Origin of the sequence: Nostoc sp. EspVER01 (genome assembly GCF_034530635.1) — a bacterium.
Classification (GTDB): domain Bacteria; phylum Cyanobacteriota; class Cyanobacteriia; order Cyanobacteriales; family Nostocaceae; genus Nostoc.
This window is the reverse complement of record NZ_JAVRCS010000032.1, coordinates 40,243-62,800: the sequence shown is the minus strand read 5'-3', so window position 1 is coordinate 62,800 and position 22,558 is coordinate 40,243. Positions and strand designations below refer to the sequence as shown.

The following is a 22,558-nucleotide window of genomic DNA, read 5'->3' as shown; positions in this document are numbered from 1 at the left end:
CGATATTCCCCCTCAAGTGTCCCCTTTGTCAATACCCTGCCACCTGAATCCTTACAGTTTTACGTCAAGTTATCTGTATTAGCTGCGATTGCAAAGAAAAATTAACACTAAAGACTATCTCAAACCTTTGGAGCCGTGAGCGTTTTTGTCTTTATTCATTCAGAGAGGTTACAGGCGTGGTACAGAGTGGATGCTCAGTGTAAAGCTTTTGCTGGAGTATATGAAGATATTACTTTATAGCGATGTTATAGTGCGATCGCAGAAATTTACTGATAAATAAAAATTAAAAGCGAACAAATATCACAATACAAAATTATTACTTTGGGGATCTAATAGGCAGAATAACCCACTACAGTTCTAACCGATGTGTCTCCGGCAACGAAGTAAAAAAAGGCTCCCAAAAGCCTCGCAATCTCGCGTATTTAAAAAAAGCAGATGCGTGTTACTGTTTTAATCTCATTGTCTTCCCTTCGCGCCTTTTCCTATGCATCTGCACTATTTACACCCCCAACACCTTGAAGAATTAGTCAAGAGTAGTGGTATAGACTTACACTTAGTGCATCTCAATTTTAGGTCGCTCCAAGGTGTAACAGCTTATGAGTACCTCTTGATTTCTGAGCTACTCCCCCGCACCAATACCGGAATGGTGAAAGCCGGATGGTTACAGCGTTATGCTCACATCACAGAAGGTGGTTGGTGGTGTTCTGGACTAGACCCTCTGAATAATTGGCAAATGATGGAATGGGGATGCTTTAAGCCAAACCAACCCCGACAAAACCACAATGGCAAATCCATCAAGTACGAGCATCCCCCCAGCACACCAACGCGGGTGTTTTGTTTGCGGGTAACGTTGCAAGTGTGGCAGCAAGTCGCTGGGCGTTACAATCTGGTCATGCCTGAAAATATCACCATTACTCCTGATGGCGAAGCTAGAGGCTTTTGGCAATGGGTGATGCAACAGAACATTCCCCTCATTATCTGCGAGGGTGTGAAGAAAGCAGCTACGTTGTTGACGCAAGGATATGTAGCCATTGCCATTCCCGGAATTACCAGTGGTTATCGGGTTGTGAAAGATGAATTTGGTAAAGTTACCCGTCGTCAGCTAATTCCCGATTTAGCTGCGTTTGCAATTACAAAGCGCAGTTTTTACATTTGCTTTGATTTTGAAATTCAATCCAAGACAATTGCTGCTGTAAATAATGCTATTTCTCAACTTGGCTGTTTATTCCAACAAAAAAATTGCCCTGTAAAAGTCATCGAACTTCCAGGAATAGAAAAAGGAGTTGATGAGTTTATTGTTGCTAAGGGTGCAAATAGTTTCGATAAAGTTTATCGCCAAAGTGTTGATTTAGAAATTTATCTTGCTCAAACCAAACCCCACACCGAGTTAAGCCTTCCTGCGGCACTTACCTTCAACCGTCCTTATATAGGTGAGATACCTTTCCCCACCTCTGGATTAGTAGGAGTCAAATCAGCGAAAGGAACGGGGAAAACTACGGCATTGCAAGGCGTTGTTCAACAAGCAAAAAGTAGAAATCAACCCGTTTTGTTAATTACTCACAGAATCCTACTTGGACGATTCTTATGTGAAAAAATTGGTATTCAATGGGGAACGCATAAAGAAGATGGCGACAAAAAGATTAATAAAACACTTACCCCCGCTCCTCCCATACTGCGCTCTCTCTTTCCTCAGCAATCCCTCGGCTTGTGTGTTGATTCAATTTGGAAACTTAACCCAGAAAATTGGCGGGGAGCAATAGTAATTTTAGATGAAGTGGAGCAATCTTTATGGCATCTTTTAAACAGTAATACTTGTAAGCATAAGCGGGTAAAAATCTTAAAACTATTCCAGCAACTTATTGCAACAGTTTTAACTAGTGGGGGATTGGTAATTGCCCAAGATGCTGATTTATCAGATGTTTCACTTGAATATTTGCAGGGATTGGCAGGAATTAAATTAACACCTTGGGTAGTTCTCAATCAGTGGAAGCCTCAACAAGGTTGGGATATAACTTTTTATGATTCACCGAACCCAACACCGCTAATTCACCAACTAGAATTGGATTTACTCGCTGGACGTAAATGTTATGTTACTACCGATAGTCGGGCTGGGCGTTATAGTTGTGAAACAATTGAACGTTATCTGAAAGAACGGCTACAAAAATTACGGCGACAATTTCCTAAAACTCTAGTAGTTAGTAGTCACACTACAAACACACCTGGACACGCAGCAGTTGATTTTATTGCAGCTATTAACCAAAAAATCTCTGAATATGACGGCGTTTTTGTTACCCCTAGTCTTGGTACAGGAATTAGTATTGATGTCCAACATTTCGACCGGGTTTATGGCATTTTTCAAGGGGTAATTCCTGACTCGGAAGCAAGACAAGCGTTAGCAAGAGTCCGGGATGATGTACCGCGTGTTGTCTGGTGTGCTAAACGAGGTATTGGTCTAATTGGTAGTGGGAGTACAAATTATCGCTTGTTATCTGATTGGTATCAAGAAAATCAAAAAGAAAACTTAGCTTTGCTGAGTCCCCTACATAAAATAGATGTGGATTTACCCTTAGTTTATGACCCAATTCATTTGCGAACTTGGGCAAAGTTATCTGCAAGGGTAAATGCTTCTATTCGCCTTTACCGACAATCAATGCAAGATGGTTTGATTGCTGATGGACATCAAATTCAGGTGCGGAGTAATGCCGTTCACAATAATATTATTCGAGATTTACGTCTGGCATTTTTGGCAACTGATGCCGATGATTTAGCTACCCGCAAAAGGTTAATTTTAGAAATTGTTAAAGTTCAAAAAGATTGGGCACAAAGCCGTCAAAAAGCTAAAGAAATTAAACGTAAAATTAAAGAAATTAAGCAGCAGAATCAATTATCGGTAGCATCTGCTGTAGCTAATGCTAAAGATATTGATTATGTGGAGTATGAGCAGTTATTAGTTAAGCATTCCCTAACGGATGGAGAACGCAACCAAATTAATAAATATGTTCTTAGACAAAGATATGGTGTAGAAATTACTCCTTGGCTGAAATTGCAGGATGAACAAGGATATTATCGTCAGTTATTAATCCACTATTATTTAACTCACGAAAGCGAATATTTTCACGTTAGAGATGAGCAAGAGTGGCATCAGCAATTGTCTTGGGGTGAAGGGAAAGTTTTTCTCCCAGATTTAAAAACTTATACGCTCAAGGTTGAAGCTATGAGAGCTTTAGGAATGCTTCAGTTTCTCGAAGAAAAACGCGAATTTAATGAAAACGACACAGATTTGATATTGCTGAAAAATATTGCTTTCCAGCATAGTAAGCATATTAAAAGAGCGCTTGGTATTAATTTGGTCGGCGAGAAAGAGCAAGTTTCAGCAATAAAAATACTTGGTCGATTGCTAAATTTGTTGGGTTTGAAGCTAAAACGAGTGAATCAGGTTTATCAAATTGATTTAGAAACACTATATGATGGCAGGGAGAAAATATTTGCTGTTTGGCATCAACGAGATGAGTTAATGTTGGCTCATGTTAAGAGTGTTGGTTATGAATTGCCTGATTATTCTTCAGACTGGAAGTTTGAAATTATGCAAACGAAGTCTGAAAAGGCTAACCAGATGGTGTCTATGCCTACTCTTCCGTTATCAGCGATATAGCAATCCTGAATTATTTGTGAGAATTGCAAAGTGTAGATGATTGGTATTTCAAGACGCGATAAATCGCGTCTCTACAATTGGGTTTTGGGCATTGGTCTTTGCCTAATTGGAATAATTTTCAAAATATATCGTTAACAATCCTGATGCTTTAGGCTAGATAATGTCAAAAGCCAAAAAAATTATATGAATGCGGAAGATTTTTTCAACCAAGGATTAAAGCATAATCTACAAGGGGAGTATCAAGCCGCGATCGCAGCTTACACCCAAGCAATCAAGCTAAATCCTGATTATGCCGAAGCTTACCATAATCGAGGGCTGATTTTAAGTGGTCAACTCAAAGATTATCGCACTGCGATCGCTAACTTCAATCACGCCATCGAAATCAATCCCAATTTTGCCATAGCGTATTACAACCGGGCTAATGCTCGTTACTTTTTAGCCGATTATCAAGGCGCGATCGCAGATCATAACGTAGCATTACAAATCGATCCCAATCTGGCGCAATCTTACCACAGCCGTGGAAATGCCTACTTTACTTTGGAAAACTACGACAAAGCGATCGCAGATTATATCCAAACAATCGAAATGAGTACCCAATTAGCTGATAATATCAATATTGATATTGCTAATGCTTATCATAATCGCGGCGTAACTCGTTTTGAACGTGGCGATCATCAAGGGGCAATCGCAGATTTTCAACAAGCTTTACAATGGCATCCCCATTTTGCCGCAGCTTACAGCAATCGGGGTAATATTCACCAGATTTTAGGCAATTATCAGGAAGCGATCGCTGACCATAACCAAGCATTACAATTAGATCCTAACTTGGCGGAGGCTTATCATAACCGAGGTAATGCTCACTACGCTTTAGCAGATTATCAAAATGCGATCGCAGATTACAACCACGCCCTAGAAATCAATCCTAACTTTGCCGGAGCGTACTATAATCGTGGTCTGGTGCTTGCTCACCTCAAAAACTATCATCAAGCAATTGAAGACTTTAACCAAGCATTAAAGCTGAATCCTGATGATGTGCAAGCTTATTGTGAGCGTGGTCTGGTTCGTAGTAATCTTGAAGATTACAAGGGTGCGATCGCAGATTATGACCAAGCTTTACAAGAAAACCCGACTCTAGCTTTAGTATACGGCTTTCGGGCAAACGCTCGTCGGCGATTGGGAGATTATCAAGGTGCAATTGAAGATAGCAATCGCCTATTACAACTCAATCCTAGTTTAGCAGAAGGATATTGCGATCGAGCAGCGGCTCGTCGTTCTGTAGGAGATCATAAAGGCGCAATTAAAGATTACGATCGAGCATTGCAAATTAATGATAACTTAGCCGCAGCTTATTATGGTCGGAGTATTGCCCGTGAAGCTCTGCAAGATTTACAGGGAGCAATTGATGATAACACTCAAGCGATAAAGCTTGTTCCTGATTTTTCCCAAGCGTATTGCAATCGGGGAAATGCTCGTCGTCTTTTGGGGGATGAACAAGGAGCGCTCACAGATTATAATCAAGCATTAAAAATTAATCCTGATTTAATTGAAGCATATTACAACCGGGGTTCTACCCACTACGCTTTAGAAGAATATGAAAGTGCGATCGCAGATTACACCCAAGCTTTGCAAATAAATCCCCAATCTGCTGCATTTTACAGCGATCGGGCCAATGCTCGCTATGCCCTAGAAGATTATCAACACGCAATAGAAGATTACAGTCGAGCGATCGCGCTTGACCCCAGCTTTGCCGAAGACTGGTACAATCGGGGTCGTAGCCGTTCTCTGTTGGGAGATTTACAAGGAGCGCTTACAGACTTAAACCAAGCCTTACAGCGTCAGCCGAATTGGGCTTCAGCTTACATCCTTCGGGCAGATGTCTACCGGAATTTGGGAGACTCTCAAGGAGCAATTGCGGATTTCCAGAAATCCGCAGACTTGTATTATCAAGAAGGAAATATCCAGTATTACCAACAAATTATTGAACTAATTGAACAGCTTTGAAGAACCCCACCCCGCCTAACAGTGCAATTTAGACGGGGTGATTTGTCGTAAACATTTTTGTATTATTAGTTTTGTTGTATAAAAACATACTTTTATATAAGCCATGAGAAAGGCGATAAGCTAGGATTAAAATTTCTGGCTAACAGTGGAATTTTGAGAGTATCAACCAAATTCTTTCTGTTCGTTGTTGCCAAAACCAGATGCTCCCCACTCACACCCCCTATTTTTCTTGAAAATATCTGAAAATATATGAAATTTAGAACCTTCAAATATCCTTTCGCACTCATCCTAGTCAGCTTCGGTTTTTTGCAGATAGCTGATGCTCAAACTCCTGTAGCTGAAACCTCCAAGCTATCTCAAGAAGTTTCTGTACTTCGGAAACAGGGCCCAAAAGGGTTAGAAGTATTTCTTAAATCCCATGCTAAGACGTTAAATACCGCTTCTTCAGGAGCAGCTCTACCTTCCCCTGCACTTCGGCTAGCTTTAGACGAACTTTGTCAACAACGGGACTGTTACGCCTCTCGTTTGTATTGGTACACTGATATAGAACAAGCCAAAGCTGCTGCTAAAACCAGTGGTAAACCTATTCTATCTCTGCGGTTATTGGGTAGGCTGAATCAAGATTTGAGTTGTGCCAATAGTAGATTCTTCAGGGTAGCACTGTATCCGAATGTTGAAATTTCTAAGCTGCTTCAAGACCGCTTTATTTTGCATTGGCAATCAGTGCGCCCTGTACCCAAAGTAACTATTGATTTTGGCGACGGACGCAAGTTGGAGCGAACGATTACAGGCAATAGCATTCATTATGTATTGGATGCATCGGGTCGTCCAATTGATGCTATTCCAGGATTATATAGTCCCAAAGGGTTTTTGCGACAGCTACAGCAGGCTGAATTAGCAGTAAAAAATTACAGTAAACTTACACCAAGCGATCGCGAGTCTTATTTAAGAAAATACCACAGCGATCGCTTAAATTCTATCCAAGCCCAATGGGTTGCAGATTTATCCCGCCTAGGTATCCAGTCTCCCCCGAAGTTGGTAGAAATTCCCAGCAATCCCAGTCAACCACCGACAGCAGAAATAGCAAGCTCTCTAGCTGTTTCTAAAATGAGAGTTGAAACGCCAATGCTAACTGCTCTCCAGTCTGGTGCTGAACGAAATCAAAACGCCTTAGCTGAAATTACTGACCAGAAAGTTTGGGACAAAATCGCTCAACTCTATGCTGCCGATGTCAAGCTAGATCAAAACAGCATTTCTCTAATCAAAGCTAAAAAGTCTCAGTCTGTCAACACTCCAGAAGATAATTTGCCGATAATAGTGAAAAATTTTGAAGCCACAATGGCTTTAGATACAGTCAGAAATGAATATATGCTGCACAGCCAAATTCATCAATGGTTTATGCAGGGTAAGCAAACAAGGAGTGTGGAAGCGCTTAATGAACAAGTATACGGACAACTATTTTTAACTCCTAGTTCTGACCCTTGGTTGGGGCTTTTTCCCAGCGATAGCTACAGCGCCATTGATAATGATGGCATTCGTTAGTAGCTCATAAACTGATGTAAGTAAAAAGGAGTGATGAGATTTTATAGCATTGACACCTCACCCATCACTCCTCATAACTTGCGCGTTGATTAGCTGTTACGCATTGTTAAATTACACCAGCTTACTACTTCATTTATCCTCTAACTAAAGAGGCGGATAATTATTAAGTTAATACGTGCTTTTGTATACAAATATTTTTAACTTATTAATATCTATCTTTGCAATTCTAGATATACGAGTTCGACTATTGCTTGTTCTCACTAGTTTTATATCATGTCCGCATAATTAGTTATGCTAACCACAGTCATTGCACCCCACACGCCAGATGCTCCACTTGGGGAGACCCCATCGCCCTTGGCGTCTCCCCTTGGGAGAAGACCGCACTGGCTCCCCTTAATCCCCTCCCCGCTCTTCGGGAGGGGGGTGGGGTTCTTCGGGTTTAATGAGCAATCAAGCGGACATGATATTACTCGTTATCTGTGCCAGATAGTTCCATAATGAATTTGAAAATCGAAAGGCTTTAGTTCCCAACTCCTTAAATAACTTGGGGAATCTTGTTGTGAATTTTATGAATAGACAACGTATTCAGAATCACAAACAAACTTAACTTAGATTCTATGCCTTTAGTAGTAGTTGCTTGACTCCTGTGATGGAAGTTGGGGAAAGTCTTATCAGTTATTCTTAGTAACAATGGAAACAATTATCATTAGCACTAAATAATTCATTGGGGGAATGACAAAATGGATTAAACAATGATATTCAGAAGTTAAAGTTGAGATGCAGGGTTTTCCGACTGTGATATCTTATCTAATTTCTTTGCTAGTCATCATTTTGACTGGCTTATAAGTTTAGTCAAAAATTAGCATAATCTTAGAATGGGAGATTTGGCGCTCGTATTAGGAAACTCGAAATAAAAAAATAAAAATACTCAACTACTTATTGTGGGGTGGGCGTCTCGCCCGCCCCAAGCGAAGGGTGGACAAGATGTCCACCCCACAAGATTGAATAATTTATTTGTTGGAAGTTCCTTAGCTGAATTTACAGAGTTTTCCCACCAAAGGTAGAAGTAATACTTAGCAAACCGCTGTAAAATTTTCTATTGTAAAAAATATCTGGGTGGCAAAAGTTATCAATGGACACTTTAAAATTTGCTAGATTCAATTTACTTTGAGCATCTAGGTTGAATGCTAAACGTGTCATTTAAAAACTAGCCCATCTGTAGCGACTGTGGTATATAAATTGTCAAAAACCTCAAATAAATGTAGTTTTATAAGTTCAATAACCAGTTCAATTTATCACTCAATAAAATTAGGAATGCTGCAATTTTTTTAAGGATTTACCTAGTAGATTTTTTTGCTCCACCTCTGCAAGCAAGTAGCGGAGATTTAAAGTGAACATAGAAAAATTTATCCAACGCGCAGAAGTATTGCACAAGCGTTTAGCAGATTTATACGAAACTGCTAGTGTACTACCTTGGATTTCCCCGGATCTGCTGCCGCTAGCTTTTAAGGAACTCTATAACACCTCAAAGATAGTACAATTAGCGGCGGAGGAACTTTATCAGCAAAACGAGGAACTAATAAAAACACGAAATTGGCTAGAGGCAGAACGCCAACACTACCAAGATTTATTCGAGTTGGCGCCAGACGGCTATTTAGTGACTAATACAGAAGGAATCATCCAAGAAGCTAACCTCTCCGCAGCTAAGTTGTTGAATGTTTCAAAGCATTTTTTAGTGGGCAAATCAATAGTTAACTTTGTCCTTCTAGAAGAACGTCAGCAAATTCGCAACGAACTGATGCAGCTATCGCAATCAGACAGAGCTAGAGAGTTATTGGTACGTTTGCAAAAACGTTATGGCGAGTTCTTTGATGCGGCTTTGACAGTGGCAGTTATCCGCAATCACCAAGGTGAGGCAATCTCTTTGCGCTGGATGCTGCGTAATATTACTGAGCGCCAGCAGTTAGAATCAACAATAGTCAAGGACGACAGTCACATCTTTAGCGATGCCTACGGCGGTAAACTACGCCCCATACATAAATATGATAGAGGAGAAACTATTCCCCTCAACCCATTAGTAATTTGGCATGTTTCTCAGGGTTTAGTCAAACTCACTACCTACTGTGAAACGGGTGAAGAAGTGCTGATAGGATTGGCAACGGCAGGAATGGTTTTTGGTTCTAGTTTGACATCTTTAAACATTTATCAAGCAACAGCTCTTGCTGATGTTGAGTTGGTGTCAATTTACGCGACAGAGATAGCAGCTTCTCCAACACTGAGCCATACGCTTTTACCAAAAATTAATCAGCGATTACAGCAAACAGAATCTTTTTTGGTCATTTGCGGAAGACGAGGGGTACAAGAACGCTTGCACCATCTATTACAACTTTTGAAACGAGAAGTGGGTGAAACTGTACCAGAGGGAACTCGTTTAAGTGTTCGCTTTACTCACGAAGATTTTGCTAGCGCCTGTTGCACCACCAGGGTAACAATTACACGATTGATGGGTAAATTACAAGAAGAAGGTATAATCAGTTTTGATTTCAAAAAACATATTATCTTAAGAGATGTTGATTAATTAGTTCGCTGTAAATTTTACATTTTTCTTAAGCAAAGATAAGTTGCCAGCCAATCAGGAAAATTGCTATATCTGCAAAAACATGGCTGATGTATCCGGGCCAGATTGAGGAATAATTTAAGTAGCACCATGACCAAATCGCTCCTGCTAGAAATACCCCCAATGAGCATAACGTTGTTGCACGCCAGTCGAAGTAAGCTGCCAAACCAACAACGTGATGAATCGTAAAAAACAGTGCGGACAGTATTACAGCTAAAGGACTTGATACCAAAATTTCACATTTACGATAAACAAACCAACGCCAGACAAATTCCTCAAGCAAAGAGTTGACAAATATCCAATACACTGCACCTACTAAGTAAATCACAAAACTGTTCAATCCAACTTGTGTTGCTCGATCGCGAACATATTCAACATCTATCCATTTTGCTCCCAGTAGCCAATAAACAATCAAGATGATGCCTAGCATCAATAGCCCTAATCCGACTCCAGCCAATAAAGCGCGTCTTTTAGGATATTCAAATTTTAAATTCTCTTTATCAACAAATAATAACCAAATAATGGGTAGTACCAACAACCAGATTTTAGCTAATAAAGCTACTAAATGTCCTTGAAAGCCTGGGAGTATATATAGTTGAGTTGTAATACCAATGCTCGGAACTGGCACAAGTAACAACAGAGCTAATAGTGCATTTTGATTTTGGTTAGCTTTTAGCATGGGATGGTTTTAACTTTTAGACCACATCTATTTTAAAATCCATAGTTTTTATATCAAGTTAGGATGATTACTTGTAATAAAATCTATATCAACCAGGTTTACTATTAATACTGTTGGTTAAGGCAAGAGACGCGATGAATCGCCGTCTCTACAAAAGACTAATTATTGTAGAGACGGCAATTTTTGTCTTGATGATTTTTCAAATCTTGGTGAACGTATTGGTTTACTATTAATTTTTATATGCAAACTATAAAACATGAGTATCATAATCAGACTTGAATAAAGTGACACTTTGTATATTGCCACATAAATTTAATCCTAAAACTTCTATGAATTTGTGTATAAGATTCTTTTGAACGCAGCATTTTGATAATGATTTACTATGCTGATTTACTTACACATAATTAAAATTCACCGTGTCTTGCAACGTTGTGAAGGTCTGGGATTTGAGGCGGACATCAATACCCATTGTGCTAAGTACAACTTTGCGTAAAACTGTAGCGTTTTTAAACTTACAGACACGTAACGCGATGCAAACAGGGAATTCAAAATGTACCCAAAATAATGTATATGTGATTGAAGGCGTATTACTAAAATCGCGATGCCTAGATTGGGCTACGCCTACGCAACATTCAAAGCGGCTATGCACACATTTGGCAAAAAAACTCTATTATTGGGCTACATTTTAGCACTGGATTTAGGTACGACGGGCAACCGCGCCTTTGTATTTAACGCAGACGGCAAGATTGTTGGGCAAGCATATAAAGAATTAACTCAATATTATCCTCAGCCAGGATGGTTAGAACATGACCCTCAGCAAATCTGGCAGGATACCTGTTGGGTGATGCAAACTGCAATTGAAAATGCCCAAATTACTCCATCAGCGATCGCAGCTTTGGGACTAACTGTACAGCGCGAAACCTGTTTGATTTGGGACAAAACTACTGGTAAACCACTCCATAAAGCGATCGTCTGGCAAGATCGCCGCACTGCTCCCCTTTGCCACCAGTTACAAGAGCAAGGCTACGCTGACGAAATTTATGATCGCACCGGATTAATCATTGATGCTTACTTTTCAGCTACTAAACTCAGATGGCTATTGGACAATGTTACTGATGTTGACCTGAACAATGTATTAGCAGGTACTATTGATACCTGGGTACTGTGGAATATTACAGGTGGAAAAGTCCACGCCACTGACCACAGCAACGCCAGCCGTACAATGTTGATGAATCTCAAAACCTGTGAATGGGATGAGACTTTACTGGATCTGTTTCAAATTCCAGCGCATATTTTGCCCCAGATTCAGCCGAGTTTAGGAGTATTTGGAGTCACTGATGCGACTTTGTTGGGTGCTGAAATTCCCATTACTGCCATCTTGGGGGATCAGCAAGCAGCTCTATTTGGTCATGGCTGCGATCGCCCCGGTTTGATAAAATGTACTTACGGTACTGGTAGCTTTTTAGTTGCTCACACAGGTTCGGAAATTGTGCGTTCTCTACGAGGGGCTACGCCTACGCACCATCAACTCATTTCGACAGTGGCATTGACACAAGCAAATACCAGCGATACTTTAGATGTCGGCTATGCCCTAGAAGGCAGTATGTTTACCAGTGGTGCTTGTATTCAATGGTTGCGCGATCGCCTGAAGCTGATTAAAACTGCTGCTGAAACTGAAGCTATGGCCAATCAGGTAAAAGATAATGGCGGAGTCTATTTTGTACCTGCATTTAGTGGACTGGGCGCACCCTACTGGGATATGAGCGCCAGGGGAGCTTTTTTCGGCATTACCGCCAGTGTACAACCAGAGCATCTAGTTCGCGCTGTGCTGGAAGCGATCGCTTATCAAGTTCTGGAGGTGGTGCAAGCAATTAACGCATCTAGCAGTACTCCAGTTGGACGATTAACCGTAGATGGTGGTGCTTGTGAGAATAATTTTTTGATGCAGTTCCAAGCTGATGTGTTAGGTATTCCAGTTGAACGTCCGATAATGCGCGATACAACCGTTCAGGGTGCAGCATTTGCGGCAGGTTTAGCTGTAGGATTTTGGCAGAGCTATGAATCATTGGCAAAACAACGGCAAATTGAACGTGTGTTTGAGCCGAAGAGTGATTTCCCCTTGTCCAAATTTGGTACTTGGCAAAAAGCAGTGAAACGTACTCTAGCTTGGGAGGAGTAACCGATCAAAAAATCAACCAAGCCAGAGAACAAACCTTAACAGCAGTTTACGGTACTGTAAGCATTGGAACCCAATGGCGATTTCTGAAACTAGAGGGACAAACAGTCGCAATTGATTTAATGGATTATTTTCTTCCTCCTATCGAACCAATTCTGAGCTTTTTGGTGTAGATGGTGAAAGCAGGTTAATTTCATTCAAAGATCGATCGTTAAAATAACTCTTACTTTGTCAAAATATCACTTCCATATAATAAAAAGCGCATGACTACTAAACCGAAGATTTTTATTGATGGGGAATCGGGAACCACAGGCTTACAAATTTACTCACGCCTGAACCAACGGGATGATATCGAGCTAGTTAGCATTGAAGCATCTAAACGTAAAGATGCAAATGAGCGAACCAAACTAATCAATGCTGTTGATGTTATCATCCTCTGCCTACCTGATGATGCAGCCCGCGAAGCTGTTAGCTTAGTTAGTAATACTAGGGTTAAGATCCTTGATGCTAGTAGTGCCCATCGCACGGCTAAGGATTGGGTATATGGTTTCCCAGAACTAAATCCAGGACAGCGAGAGAAAATCGCCAGTGCCCAGTTTGTCAGCAATCCGGGCTGTTATCCCACAGGATTTTTAGCTTGTATCCGTCCGTTAATTGCTAAAGGAATCCTGAACAGTAACTTTCCCATCACTGTTAATGCAGTGTCAGGTTACTCTGGTGGCGGAAAGAATTTGATTAAACAGTATCATAGCTTCCACGAGCAGCAAGCCGGAGCAGAATCACTCTACCCTTATGGCATCTATGGTTTGCAGTTTGGGCATAAGCACGTCAAAGAAATGCATCAGTATTCAGGGTTAGCATCACCGCCGCTGTTCGTACCAGCCGTGGGAGATTTTGAGCAGGGGATGTTAGTACAGATACCTTTACCATTGGGAAGTTTAGATAATCCACCATCAGGTAAGGTTATCTATGAAGCGATCGCTGACTACTACCAAAGTGAAAAGTTCGTGCAGGTTGCTCCATTCCAAGATTCTACACTGCTGAGAGACGGAACATTTCTGGATGCGATCGCACTGAATAATACCAATATTGTTCAGGTTTTTGTATTTGCTAATGACATCACCAAAGAAGTCTTGCTAGTTGCTCGTCTTGACAACCTGGGTAAAGGCGCATCAGGAGCCGCAGTCCAAAACCTAAACATCATGCTCGGTTTTCCAGAAGAGTTGGGATTGTCATGAAAAAGGGTTAGGGAATGGGAAGGGGGCAGAGGAGCAGAGGAGAAGTTGCAGTAAGTTTTCCCCTCTGCCCCTCCGCGTCGCTTGAATATTTAAATTTAACCCTGTTTTCTCTCTTTGAGAGAATGCGATAACCAAAAGAGTTGTGAAGCTTCGTTTTCCAGTTTTTGTCTAGACTAAATGACGAGTTATCAATGACAGATTATCTTCTTCTGGGTCTTTTATCTAATAAATGAACCGCAGCACCAGCCGCAGCACCATTGACACCATTTTTCCAGGTAGTTCCACAACCACCAGAAATTGCACCTGCCAATACACCAGCACCAGCACCTACACCGATATCTTGAACAGGTAAACGTCCGTTTCTTCTTCTGGCTCTGGTGCTTCTTGCACCATTGGCAGCATTAACAGCAGCACCAGCAGCAGCACCTTTAAAAGCATTGTCTAATACGGAACCACAATTTGTTACAACCCCACTTAATACACCTGCCCCGGCTCCAATGGCTGCATTATTAATAACTCGGTCATCAGCAGAAGCAGGTTGAACCGGGATTAAGCCAGTACCAGCTAAAGTAGCAGCCATCAATCCAGGTAGGAATGAGCGTTTTAGCATATTTTGCATGGTAGTACCCTCTAAAAATCTTATGTTCGGTGAAAAACCAAATTTCAGTGCGATCGCTAATCCTCGTATTCCTGATTTTAGACAATAGCAATATTATCTAAAATAAGGATATTTGGATAATTGCACTTACTAACAACGTAATTTTAGCCTAAAGCTTGTTGTATTTACTGAGTGGACAATAATTAAACTGACACATTAACTAAAAAACAGTAAACCAAAAAGTTTTTCCTCAAAGAGCGATCGCTTTACTAGATGGAGAGTAGTCCATCGTCTCCCAAGACTGCCGAAAACTTTGCTGATGTGAGCTATTGGAGTGATGAATGGTATGTTGTTTATTCAAGTTAATCAGAATAATATACCTCGATTAATAACAGGAAACTTAAAATGAGAATTTTTGTTCCAGGCCGTCTTTGTTTGTTCGGAGAACACAGCGATTGGGCAGGAGAATATCGCAGTGTCAATCCTCTTATCGAAAAGGGCTACACCTTAATTGTTGGTACTAATCAAGGAATTTATGCCTCGGTCAAACCTAATTCTACTGAATTAATTATTCGCACTTCTCTCAATAATGGCAGGAGTTATGAACCGTTGAGATTACCTATGGAATCTAATACCCTGAAACGCATAGCGGCAAAGGGTGGTTTTTTTAGTTATGCTGCTGGTACAGCATATCAAATTCTGACTCACTATAATGTTGGCGGACTTGAGGTTGATAATTATCTAACCGACTTACCTATCCAAAAGGGATTATCTTCGAGTGCTGCCTTTTGCGTTTTGATTGCTCGGTCTTTTAATCGTGTGTATGACTTGAAGATGACAATTCGTTCAGAAATGGAGTTTGCCTATCTGGGAGAAAGAACTACTCCTAGCCTTTGTGGCCGTATGGATCAGGCTTGTGCTTATGGAAATCGCCCAATATTGATGATATTTGATGGTGAAAAAATCGACCTACTCGAATTGAAAGTGAGTGAAGATTTGTTTTTTGTGATTGTCGATCTCGGCGGTACCAAAAACACACAAGAAATACTAAGACGATTGAATCAGTGTTATCCTTTTGCTACTAATTCAATAGAGCAAAATGTGCAAAAATATTTTGGTTCTATTAGCTCTGAAATTACCCAGGCAGCAGTTGAAGCAATACAACTCGGAGATGCCCAACTTCTTGGAGCTTTAATGACAAAAGCCCAAGCGGAATTTGATCTACACGTAGTTCCAGCTTGTCCTGAGCAATTAACTGCAAAAAAGCTACATTTGCTTCTCCATCACGAGCCACTTAAACCTTATATCTTCGGAGGAAAAGGCGTAGGTTCTCAGGGGGATGGCACTGCACAACTGATTGTTAAAAATCAAGAGAGTCAAAGAAAAGCTATCGAAATTATTAAGCGTGATTTTCCTCAAATGCAAGCGTTACAGTTAACTATTTCAAGACTACCAACTCCTATGAGTGACTTAGCTGAGGACGAAAAGCAGTATGGGGATGTTTGTTAAAAGACCACCAGTCCGCCTCTGCGACACGCTGCGCGTTGGCGGAAGCCTCTCGTAGAGATGGATGGCGGTTCGATAAATTAAGCTTTTTAGAAATTTTTGCGTAAGTCCTGATAGTTAATGATGGGACTAAAAAATTAGTTTGATTTGCAATTCCTGTAACTGTAGAAACGCGATCGCTCCCCCAATTCTTAAAGAAAATCTTCTGCACCTCTGCCTCTTCCAATGCCCAATGCCCATTATCTTGATTTTTCTTTCAGTTCTTCAAGCAATTGAATTACATTATGCTCAAATGCTTTGTTTCGCTCTTGAACTGATTCAATTAACGGTTTATCAAAAAGATTAACGACATATTTAGCTAGCTGAATCCCTAGGAGTCTTAAATGTCCGCCTGCTACAGTTTTACGAAAATCTTCAGGTGGCTTTTGTAGAGTATTAGTAAACCATTCACAGGTTGATTTAGCAATATTGTCTGATTTGAAACAGACTAAACCCATGATATTAAATAGCCCACTATCCTTGATTAAATACTGAGTTTCTTCAACAGTTGGTTTCACACCCCAACCAAGATTGTCGATGATATCCGCTAAAAATTGAGGACGAATTGCGCTCCCTGTGTCAGCAATGGCAGGTGCTAATAGGATAGAAACCTGTCCTTTAATGAAGACACTATTAATGTTGATATCCTTATGCACATAAGTGTAAATTATTTTTTTAACTTCAGCACTTTTTCGCGTTAGTTCATCAAAGAGAATGTTAATGTCTGCAATAACGCTTTCTATCTGTGACTCATCGGAAGTATTAGATAGCAGGTTCCGAATAAACTGTTCTCTATCTTGAGCGTCTGGAGGTAGAGCAGTAAATCCTTCTAACAGCGAGATATATTTACACCCAAGGCTATGTCCAATCCAAGAAAAGTTTTTATCATCTAGATAGGCTTCATAATCATACCCTGCAACACTTGCCATTTTCACAAGCTCTGGCAAAATTTCATACTGTTCTCTCATGAGAAAACCAGCTTCTACATAATGGTTAAAAGTAAAATTAAATGGCAAAAGAATAATTGTATATCCCTGCTCAAATAGAGATTGGAGCAGATAACGATAAAAAAGCATGGGGCCAAATGTACCAAAGAAAGCCCCAGCAATAAATTGAATTACCCCTTTAGGCTTTGGATGTAGAGCAACCCAACTGTGAGAAACTGGTTTAAATCTCAGTTTTAGATTCATATTTACCATAACTTGTTTGTAGGTATATGCTGAATCTCCAAACTGAAGTTACTGCTTTTCGGATTATTCAAAAGATATTTTTACAAAACTGAGATGCTTCGGTGAACAAGCTGCGATCGCCTCGTTACTGTACAGCCGAAACTCTAAAGTCCTTAGTGATATCTGGCACTGGTTTACGAGCATCTATATCTGCTGGAGTTAATGAGAAAGCTAGTAATTCACCACAGTTACAAATTAATAATTTCTTAATAAATCGGATAGTTAAAAACACCTAATTATTTGATATGATTCACTTCCATATATACCGAAGTAAGTAGTAATAAATATGACAATAACTAAATACGTAATCTCTTTAAGTAAGAGATATTTACGATTAGCGATCGCTGCAAGTTTCCTGGGAATGTTAGCTTGTCCACAGGCTGCTTTGGCGTGGAAGCCAACTACCCATGTTTACCTCGGTCAACAGGCACTCAATGATGCCCTTGATGATGGCAAAGTCACTATTTATCGTGTTGACTATCAAAATGGAAAAGTTCTCTCCAAACTAGGAGACTATCCGGTTGATCCTACAATTCTGGCTGCACTGAAGGCGTACCCAGCACAATACCGTGCAGGCATATTAGGCCCGGATGCATACCCAGATATCCTCACTGGTCAGCAGGTGATTCACCCATCTCCAAACGACACAGGAATAGCTGGTGGATCTGGCACGTGGCTAAAATATCTATGGAACCTTAGTAATACTCCAGGTAACAATACACCACAGAAAAAAGCATTTGTGACTGGTTATCTCACCCATGCAGCGGGAGATATGTATGGTCACACATTCATCAATAACTTTAGTGGTGGTCATTTTGTAATTGCACCACCAGGAAATGCAATTAAACACATTCTTGTAGAAGGATATGTTGATAAGCGCTTGAATAAGCAAGAACTCAACGCTAATTTTTTCAACGCTAGTATTACCGGAGTTGAAGACTTCATCTATGACAACATGATCGATGCCAAACCTGGTTCATATCTAGACACAATACTTTTGAAACCAGGAGGCGGCGGAACTGAGTTATCCATACCACGCATTTACTCTACCTTGAGAGCGAAGTTGCAACGCGATATCGATGCTTATTATGCTGCGAAGTCAGACTATGACCGACGCTATGACGATAAAGTTCGCAAAGCCAAAGCTTGCAAAGCCCTAGATTTTTCTTGTAGTGCCACAAAACTATATGCTGAAGCAGCAGCAATTCAGGTACAAAAAGGTGCTTATGTGACCGCTAATGGTTTAACAGTAACTTACAAAGAATATTGGCGTGAAGATATCAACAGTGGTTTGAAAGCATGGTCTCAAGTTAGTGACCAAGTTGCTAAGGCGCTGTTTTTTAACCCCGATCGCAAAGCGAAAGTAGAAGAAGCTAAAACTATTCTGCAAAATTACGTCAACAATCACTTGATATCAATGTCTGGCGCACCGGATGCTGTGGGACAGTTTGCGGCATTAGCTAGCAAACTTAGTAGCATTATTGGTGATGTTCTGGGCCCATTAGCTGCCCCTATCAAACAACTGAAAGCTAATATTTATGATGCCATTGTCAAGAGTGCCACTGGTATGAGTATAGATGAGCTAAAAGCATATTTAGAAAACCCAGAAAGGTATTTTGATCAGGTGTTTTCTCAAGGTGCTGGAGAAAATGTGAACTTGCAAACATTCAACAAAAAATATTTGCGGATTAACGATTCAGGTTACACCAATCCTTCAGAATCGTTTGACTACCAACAATTTCCTGCTGCTTATAATACGGCGACAATCAGCAAGCTAATACTAGTCACTAAAGATGGTGTGAATCAGCTATTGACAGATTTAGGGAGTAGTTCCCGGCTGAATGAGTCAAACATTATGTTGGGCTTTATCCAGACTCTCGATGGTGATAATGAGTGGAGAGGGGGAAGAGAAGCACCTACACATCCCCAACAAAAAATGGTTGTGGCTGAGAACTGCCAAGCCTACAAGCAGATTTTTATGCTCCAACCTGGCGAACAGCCTTGTCAATAAGGTGTTCTCCGCTAAAACCCTGATATGGTGGGCCTGAGCGATAAATCGCTCACTACAAACTAGGAGTTTATTTTATATTTAATTATGTCTACTTACTTAGCTGTGGTTAAAACTATTTCACCTTAGCGCGGAAGCGGACAAAACCATAAGAATTCGCTGGTGTGCCAGATCCAGTAGCTGCGGGTAGATTGGGAAAACTGGGGACTGTAATATTGACCACTACTGCCCCATTGGTGTTAGTACCGCAGTATGATGGTGTACCTGAGTCATTAGCTGTATAAAAATACCCGCGATCGCTATCTCCTACATTCGTCAGATAAAGCGTAGGTGTAGTAGAACCAATAGCTAGAGCAATTCCTCGATCTGCTCCTGGTAAGCCACCATCATTAGGAGTCATGCCATTAAAAGTAGTGGGAATAAAATTAACATTAGTTGGAACTAAGTCACAGAATTTCACATTAGTTGCATTACCAAGACCATTGGAAAGAAAATAGATAGTGTATTCCAATTCATCTCCCGGTTTGACAGTGCCAGCATTAATTAATCCTCGCAAGTAGCCAGCAGGCCATTTAGGATCGCTATCATCAGTAGCATATGGTTCTGGTACATAGTTACTGGCATTAGTAGCAACGTCACTGCGACCATCCACAATATCAGTTAAATCTTGGTTATTGAGGCGGGTGATGCGTTTAATTAACAAAAGCTTTGCATTCACAGCAGTAGCACCGTTATTGCTTTCGCCGACGCTGGTAACACGACTACCTGTAGTATCAGTGTCTCTAGTTGGTAGATAGTTTGAACAACGTGTGCTGGCGTTATTACTAGTAGTTGCTTCCCAGCAAGCACTAGCATTTGTATCCTGCCCATTGGGAGTTAAGCTGATAGATTGTCCAGTAGTAGCCCCAACGAGAGAAGACTGATAAGTATTTTCCCAAAGATTGAGAACACTCGCAGGAGGTGTATTAATTTCATTACCACTGCCATAAGCGATATAATCAATAATTTTATTCTGGCTATCGTACAACCAGATATCATCACCCAAGTTGTTGAGTTTGGGAGTTTGTCCCAACCAAGCCTGGAAAGCTGCTGCTGTGGCTTGATGATTGGCGTTGTTATTCCCAATCCAAATTACAGCATATTGGCCTGCTTGTAAGGTTGTGCCGTTAGGAAATGTATAAGTAAAGCCGTTAGTACTATCATTATCATTAGCAGTCAGGTGTCCATCTGCTAACTTCAAACCACTCAAATCTACAGTTGATGTAGATGGATTATAAAGTTCAATAAATTCATCGTTAGTGTTAGTAGCAGTACCCGTTTCGTTGTACAAAACTTCATTAATGATGACTTTGCCAACAGTTGCTGAAACTATATCAATGATGTTTAATGGGGTTGGTTGAGTTTGACCAGGATAATAAGTCCACAAATCCAACCCTTTGGTATCTCCAAAAGAGCCATTGCATGATGTACCAGCATTACCAGCGTTACCATTCTGACCAAATTTCCGGTCATTGCTGGCGGTGTCAAAGCCGTTAATTGGGTCACTGAAAGCTGGGTTTGGTGGATTAATACCACAGAGTACTTGACCAGCCGTACCAATTTGAGTTCCACCGATGGTTTTATAACTGCGATCGTCGTAAAATCCTCTACTATTACCTATAGGATTAGCGGCATTCAGCATTGTAATAGTAGGGCCACCAGTAAAATTGTTTTCCGCATCCAGTAAGGGAAAGTGATATTCCCCTCCAAAAGTTCTGACACTAACTTTGTAATTACTACCAACCGGAAAAAAATTGCCACTGTTATCCTTACCATTCCAATTAACTGCTTGCTGTCCTGTTGTGGTCATAATCCCTCGCAAAAGACGGTTTTGAGAGTTGGTAGGATCAAAATTGCTGCCGTCTCGGCTGATAACCAGTTCGTAAGTACCTGTAACATTGCTGTCAAAGTTCAAAGTACCGCCTGTACCAAATGAACTGTTATTTCCCACAACAGTGCCGTTGAATTGTAAATTACTAACAGCAGGAATAATTGGGCTAAGGGGAATACCAGTTCCCTCTAAAGTGCCGTCTCGTTTGTAACGTTCAACAAATGGAAGCACGTTGGTGTCGATGGAGTTCAAAAAAGTAGCATATTGGGGACGAGCCAAGCTAACACCACCTTGGGGATTTGCTAGCTGACTATCCGCCCCTAGTATGTCGTGATAGAGAGGCGATATCCCGTCACTATCAAAAAAGCCAGTTTGATTACCATAGAGAACGAATCCGTTAGGATCTGTGCCTCTGAGTTCTACTTTATATCGGAAACCATCTGTGGTGACTGGATAAACTGGGAAGTTGAGATATCGACCGTTATTGCCAGTAAAAAGAGCGAGATAATAGCTGAATAACCGCCCGTTCAAGTCAGTTGTTGAAGTTTGATCGCTGCTACGTACCGTTACATCCCAAGCTGCTACACTAGTTTTTTGTTGATCGTTAAAGTTGTTACCACTACTCAAATCAATTTCACCAGTAGGAGTGGCATTAGTAGAAGAGTTACCCCCATCAGGCCCGTAGAAAACGATGTCATAAACTCCAGTTGATGGAGCTTGGTAGTAGCAGGGAATATAGCCATTGGGATTACCTCCGCCAGAAATAGCACGTGGGCCATTTAACTCCTGTTGGCGAGTTGAGATGAAGCCCCGCCCAGGTTGAGAAGTACACACAAAATCTGGTGTGCCGGGAACAGTTTCACTGCCAATACTCCCACCGACACGACCGGGGTTGTAAACACGGACATTACCATTATTTACCCCAACTGCGCTGGAGCCTAAAAGAATATACTCATCTTTATTGGCATAGACTTTTAGTAAAGTTCGTCGCAGCACAAGACCGCCATAAGTATCAGTACGCCACTCTAAGTTAGCTCTGCTACTGCCAACTGAGGCACTATTGGGATAAAGGGTACGACTACCTTCAGCCTGAGCAGATGGTATTCCAAAATTCAGGTAGCACAGTAATAGAGCAAGGCCACTTAGTAGTTTTTTATAACGGTTGGGCTGGTTGTTATTGACCGCTAAAAGATGTTTTAAAAGTAGGCTCATTGATACTTCACTAGCTCCTGATTTGAAGTGGATGACAATGGCACTACCGCATTGATGGGATGTTCAGAGATTCCATACTGAGGATTAATAGCGCCTTCTCCGTCTATTAGGTTGCCCAATGTGTACGATAATCTACCATTTAGATTCGCTGCTGCGATCACTGTTAAACTTTTAAATAAAGATTTCATTGC

14 protein-coding genes are annotated in these 22,558 nt (G+C 40.9%); 9 read left to right on the top strand and 5 right to left on the bottom strand.

All coding sequences use genetic code 11. The features are described from left to right. Positions 1-484 precede the first annotated feature (484 nt). The 4 genes from RMX69_RS22820 to RMX69_RS22805 all read left to right on the top strand — a co-directional run bounded on the left by RMX69_RS22820 (position 485) and on the right by RMX69_RS22805 (position 9,773). On the top strand, positions 485-3,652 hold the full coding sequence (locus tag RMX69_RS22820) for a plasmid replication protein, CyRepA1 family (protein ID WP_322638791.1): 3,168 nt from the start codon (positions 485-487) through the stop codon (positions 3,650-3,652). A 183-nt stretch (positions 3,653-3,835) separates the two neighbouring features. Next, positions 3,836-5,653, top strand: coding sequence for a tetratricopeptide repeat protein (locus RMX69_RS22815; protein ID WP_322638790.1), 1,818 nt, complete (start codon positions 3,836-3,838; stop codon positions 5,651-5,653). Positions 5,654-5,902: 249 nt separating this feature from the next. Beyond that, positions 5,903-7,195: a hypothetical protein gene (locus tag RMX69_RS22810; protein WP_289795508.1), complete on the top strand. Its 1,293-nt coding sequence runs from the start codon at positions 5,903-5,905 to the stop codon at positions 7,193-7,195. Between the two features lie 1,390 nt (positions 7,196-8,585). Continuing rightward, positions 8,586-9,773 carry a PAS domain S-box protein gene (locus RMX69_RS22805; protein ID WP_322638789.1) on the top strand — a complete coding sequence of 396 codons (1,188 nt, stop codon included), beginning with the start codon at positions 8,586-8,588 and terminating at the stop codon, positions 9,771-9,773. Positions 9,774-9,801: 28 nt separating this feature from the next. Here the strand turns inward: RMX69_RS22805 and RMX69_RS22800 are convergent, their stop codons facing one another. Continuing rightward, positions 9,802-10,491: a CPBP family intramembrane glutamic endopeptidase gene (locus tag RMX69_RS22800; RefSeq protein ID WP_289795510.1), complete on the bottom strand. Its 690-nt coding sequence runs from the start codon at positions 10,489-10,491 to the stop codon at positions 9,802-9,804. A gap of 643 nt (positions 10,492-11,134) precedes the next feature. Here RMX69_RS22800 and glpK point away from each other — a divergent pair. Both glpK and argC read left to right on the top strand, forming a co-directional pair. Continuing rightward, positions 11,135-12,670: a glycerol kinase GlpK gene (glpK, locus tag RMX69_RS22795; RefSeq protein WP_322638793.1), complete on the top strand. Its 1,536-nt coding sequence runs from the start codon at positions 11,135-11,137 to the stop codon at positions 12,668-12,670. Positions 12,671-12,930: 260 nt separating this feature from the next. Further along, positions 12,931-13,905: an N-acetyl-gamma-glutamyl-phosphate reductase gene (argC, locus tag RMX69_RS22790; protein WP_322638788.1), complete on the top strand. Its 975-nt coding sequence runs from the start codon at positions 12,931-12,933 to the stop codon at positions 13,903-13,905. Between the two features lie 199 nt (positions 13,906-14,104). Here argC and RMX69_RS22785 read toward each other — a convergent pair whose 3' ends face one another. After that, positions 14,105-14,524 (bottom strand): hypothetical protein, encoded by a 420-nt coding sequence (locus RMX69_RS22785; protein ID WP_322638787.1) that lies wholly within the window; start codon positions 14,522-14,524, stop codon positions 14,105-14,107. A gap of 384 nt (positions 14,525-14,908) precedes the next feature. Between RMX69_RS22785 and RMX69_RS22780 the strand changes: the two genes are divergently transcribed. Further along, positions 14,909-16,012: a GHMP kinase gene (locus RMX69_RS22780; RefSeq protein WP_322638786.1), complete on the top strand. Its 1,104-nt coding sequence runs from the start codon at positions 14,909-14,911 to the stop codon at positions 16,010-16,012. 236 nt (positions 16,013-16,248) lie between these two features. Here the strand turns inward: RMX69_RS22780 and RMX69_RS22775 are convergent, their stop codons facing one another. Beyond that, the gene (locus RMX69_RS22775; RefSeq protein WP_322638785.1) at positions 16,249-17,238 is read right to left on the bottom strand and encodes a DUF1350 family protein; all 990 of its coding nucleotides are present in this window, start codon (positions 17,236-17,238) and stop codon (positions 16,249-16,251) included. A gap of 101 nt (positions 17,239-17,339) precedes the next feature. Between RMX69_RS22775 and RMX69_RS22770 the strand changes: the two genes are divergently transcribed. After that, positions 17,340-17,513 carry a hypothetical protein gene (locus RMX69_RS22770; RefSeq protein ID WP_322638784.1) on the top strand — a complete coding sequence of 58 codons (174 nt, stop codon included), beginning with the start codon at positions 17,340-17,342 and terminating at the stop codon, positions 17,511-17,513. Positions 17,514-17,563: 50 nt separating this feature from the next. Further along, positions 17,564-19,288: a hypothetical protein gene (locus RMX69_RS22765; protein ID WP_289795514.1), complete on the top strand. Its 1,725-nt coding sequence runs from the start codon at positions 17,564-17,566 to the stop codon at positions 19,286-19,288. A gap of 112 nt (positions 19,289-19,400) precedes the next feature. Here the strand turns inward: RMX69_RS22765 and RMX69_RS22760 are convergent, their stop codons facing one another. Continuing rightward, positions 19,401-22,367: a lamin tail domain-containing protein gene (locus RMX69_RS22760; RefSeq protein ID WP_322638783.1), complete on the bottom strand. Its 2,967-nt coding sequence runs from the start codon at positions 22,365-22,367 to the stop codon at positions 19,401-19,403. Then, entirely contained in the window at positions 22,364-22,555 is a 192-nt protein-coding gene (locus tag RMX69_RS22755) for a hypothetical protein (protein ID WP_289795516.1), read from the bottom strand. Before RMX69_RS22755 ends, RMX69_RS22760 begins: the two co-directional genes overlap by 4 nt. Positions 22,556-22,558: the final 3 nt, after the last annotated feature.

What these genes read in the sequence shown, in the direction of transcription:
- argC (WP_322638788.1), top strand. Translation starts at nt 12,931, where the DNA reads ATGACTACTAAACCGAAGATTTTTATTGATGGGGAATCGGGAACCACA.
- RMX69_RS22800 (WP_289795510.1), bottom strand. Translation starts at nt 10,491, where the DNA reads ATGCTAAAAGCTAACCAAAATCAAAATGCACTATTAGCTCTGTTGTTA.
- RMX69_RS22815 (WP_322638790.1), top strand. Translation starts at nt 3,836, where the DNA reads ATGAATGCGGAAGATTTTTTCAACCAAGGATTAAAGCATAATCTACAA.
- RMX69_RS22755 (WP_289795516.1), bottom strand. Translation starts at nt 22,555, where the DNA reads ATGAAATCTTTATTTAAAAGTTTAACAGTGATCGCAGCAGCGAATCTA.
- RMX69_RS22775 (WP_322638785.1), bottom strand. Translation starts at nt 17,238, where the DNA reads ATGAATCTAAAACTGAGATTTAAACCAGTTTCTCACAGTTGGGTTGCT.
- RMX69_RS22810 (WP_289795508.1), top strand. Translation starts at nt 5,903, where the DNA reads ATGAAATTTAGAACCTTCAAATATCCTTTCGCACTCATCCTAGTCAGC.
- RMX69_RS22820 (WP_322638791.1), top strand. Translation starts at nt 485, where the DNA reads ATGCATCTGCACTATTTACACCCCCAACACCTTGAAGAATTAGTCAAG.
- RMX69_RS22785 (WP_322638787.1), bottom strand. Translation starts at nt 14,524, where the DNA reads ATGCAAAATATGCTAAAACGCTCATTCCTACCTGGATTGATGGCTGCT.
- RMX69_RS22780 (WP_322638786.1), top strand. Translation starts at nt 14,909, where the DNA reads ATGAGAATTTTTGTTCCAGGCCGTCTTTGTTTGTTCGGAGAACACAGC.
- glpK (WP_322638793.1), top strand. Translation starts at nt 11,135, where the DNA reads ATGCACACATTTGGCAAAAAAACTCTATTATTGGGCTACATTTTAGCA.
- RMX69_RS22760 (WP_322638783.1), bottom strand. Translation starts at nt 22,367, where the DNA reads ATGAGCCTACTTTTAAAACATCTTTTAGCGGTCAATAACAACCAGCCC.
- RMX69_RS22765 (WP_289795514.1), top strand. Translation starts at nt 17,564, where the DNA reads ATGACAATAACTAAATACGTAATCTCTTTAAGTAAGAGATATTTACGA.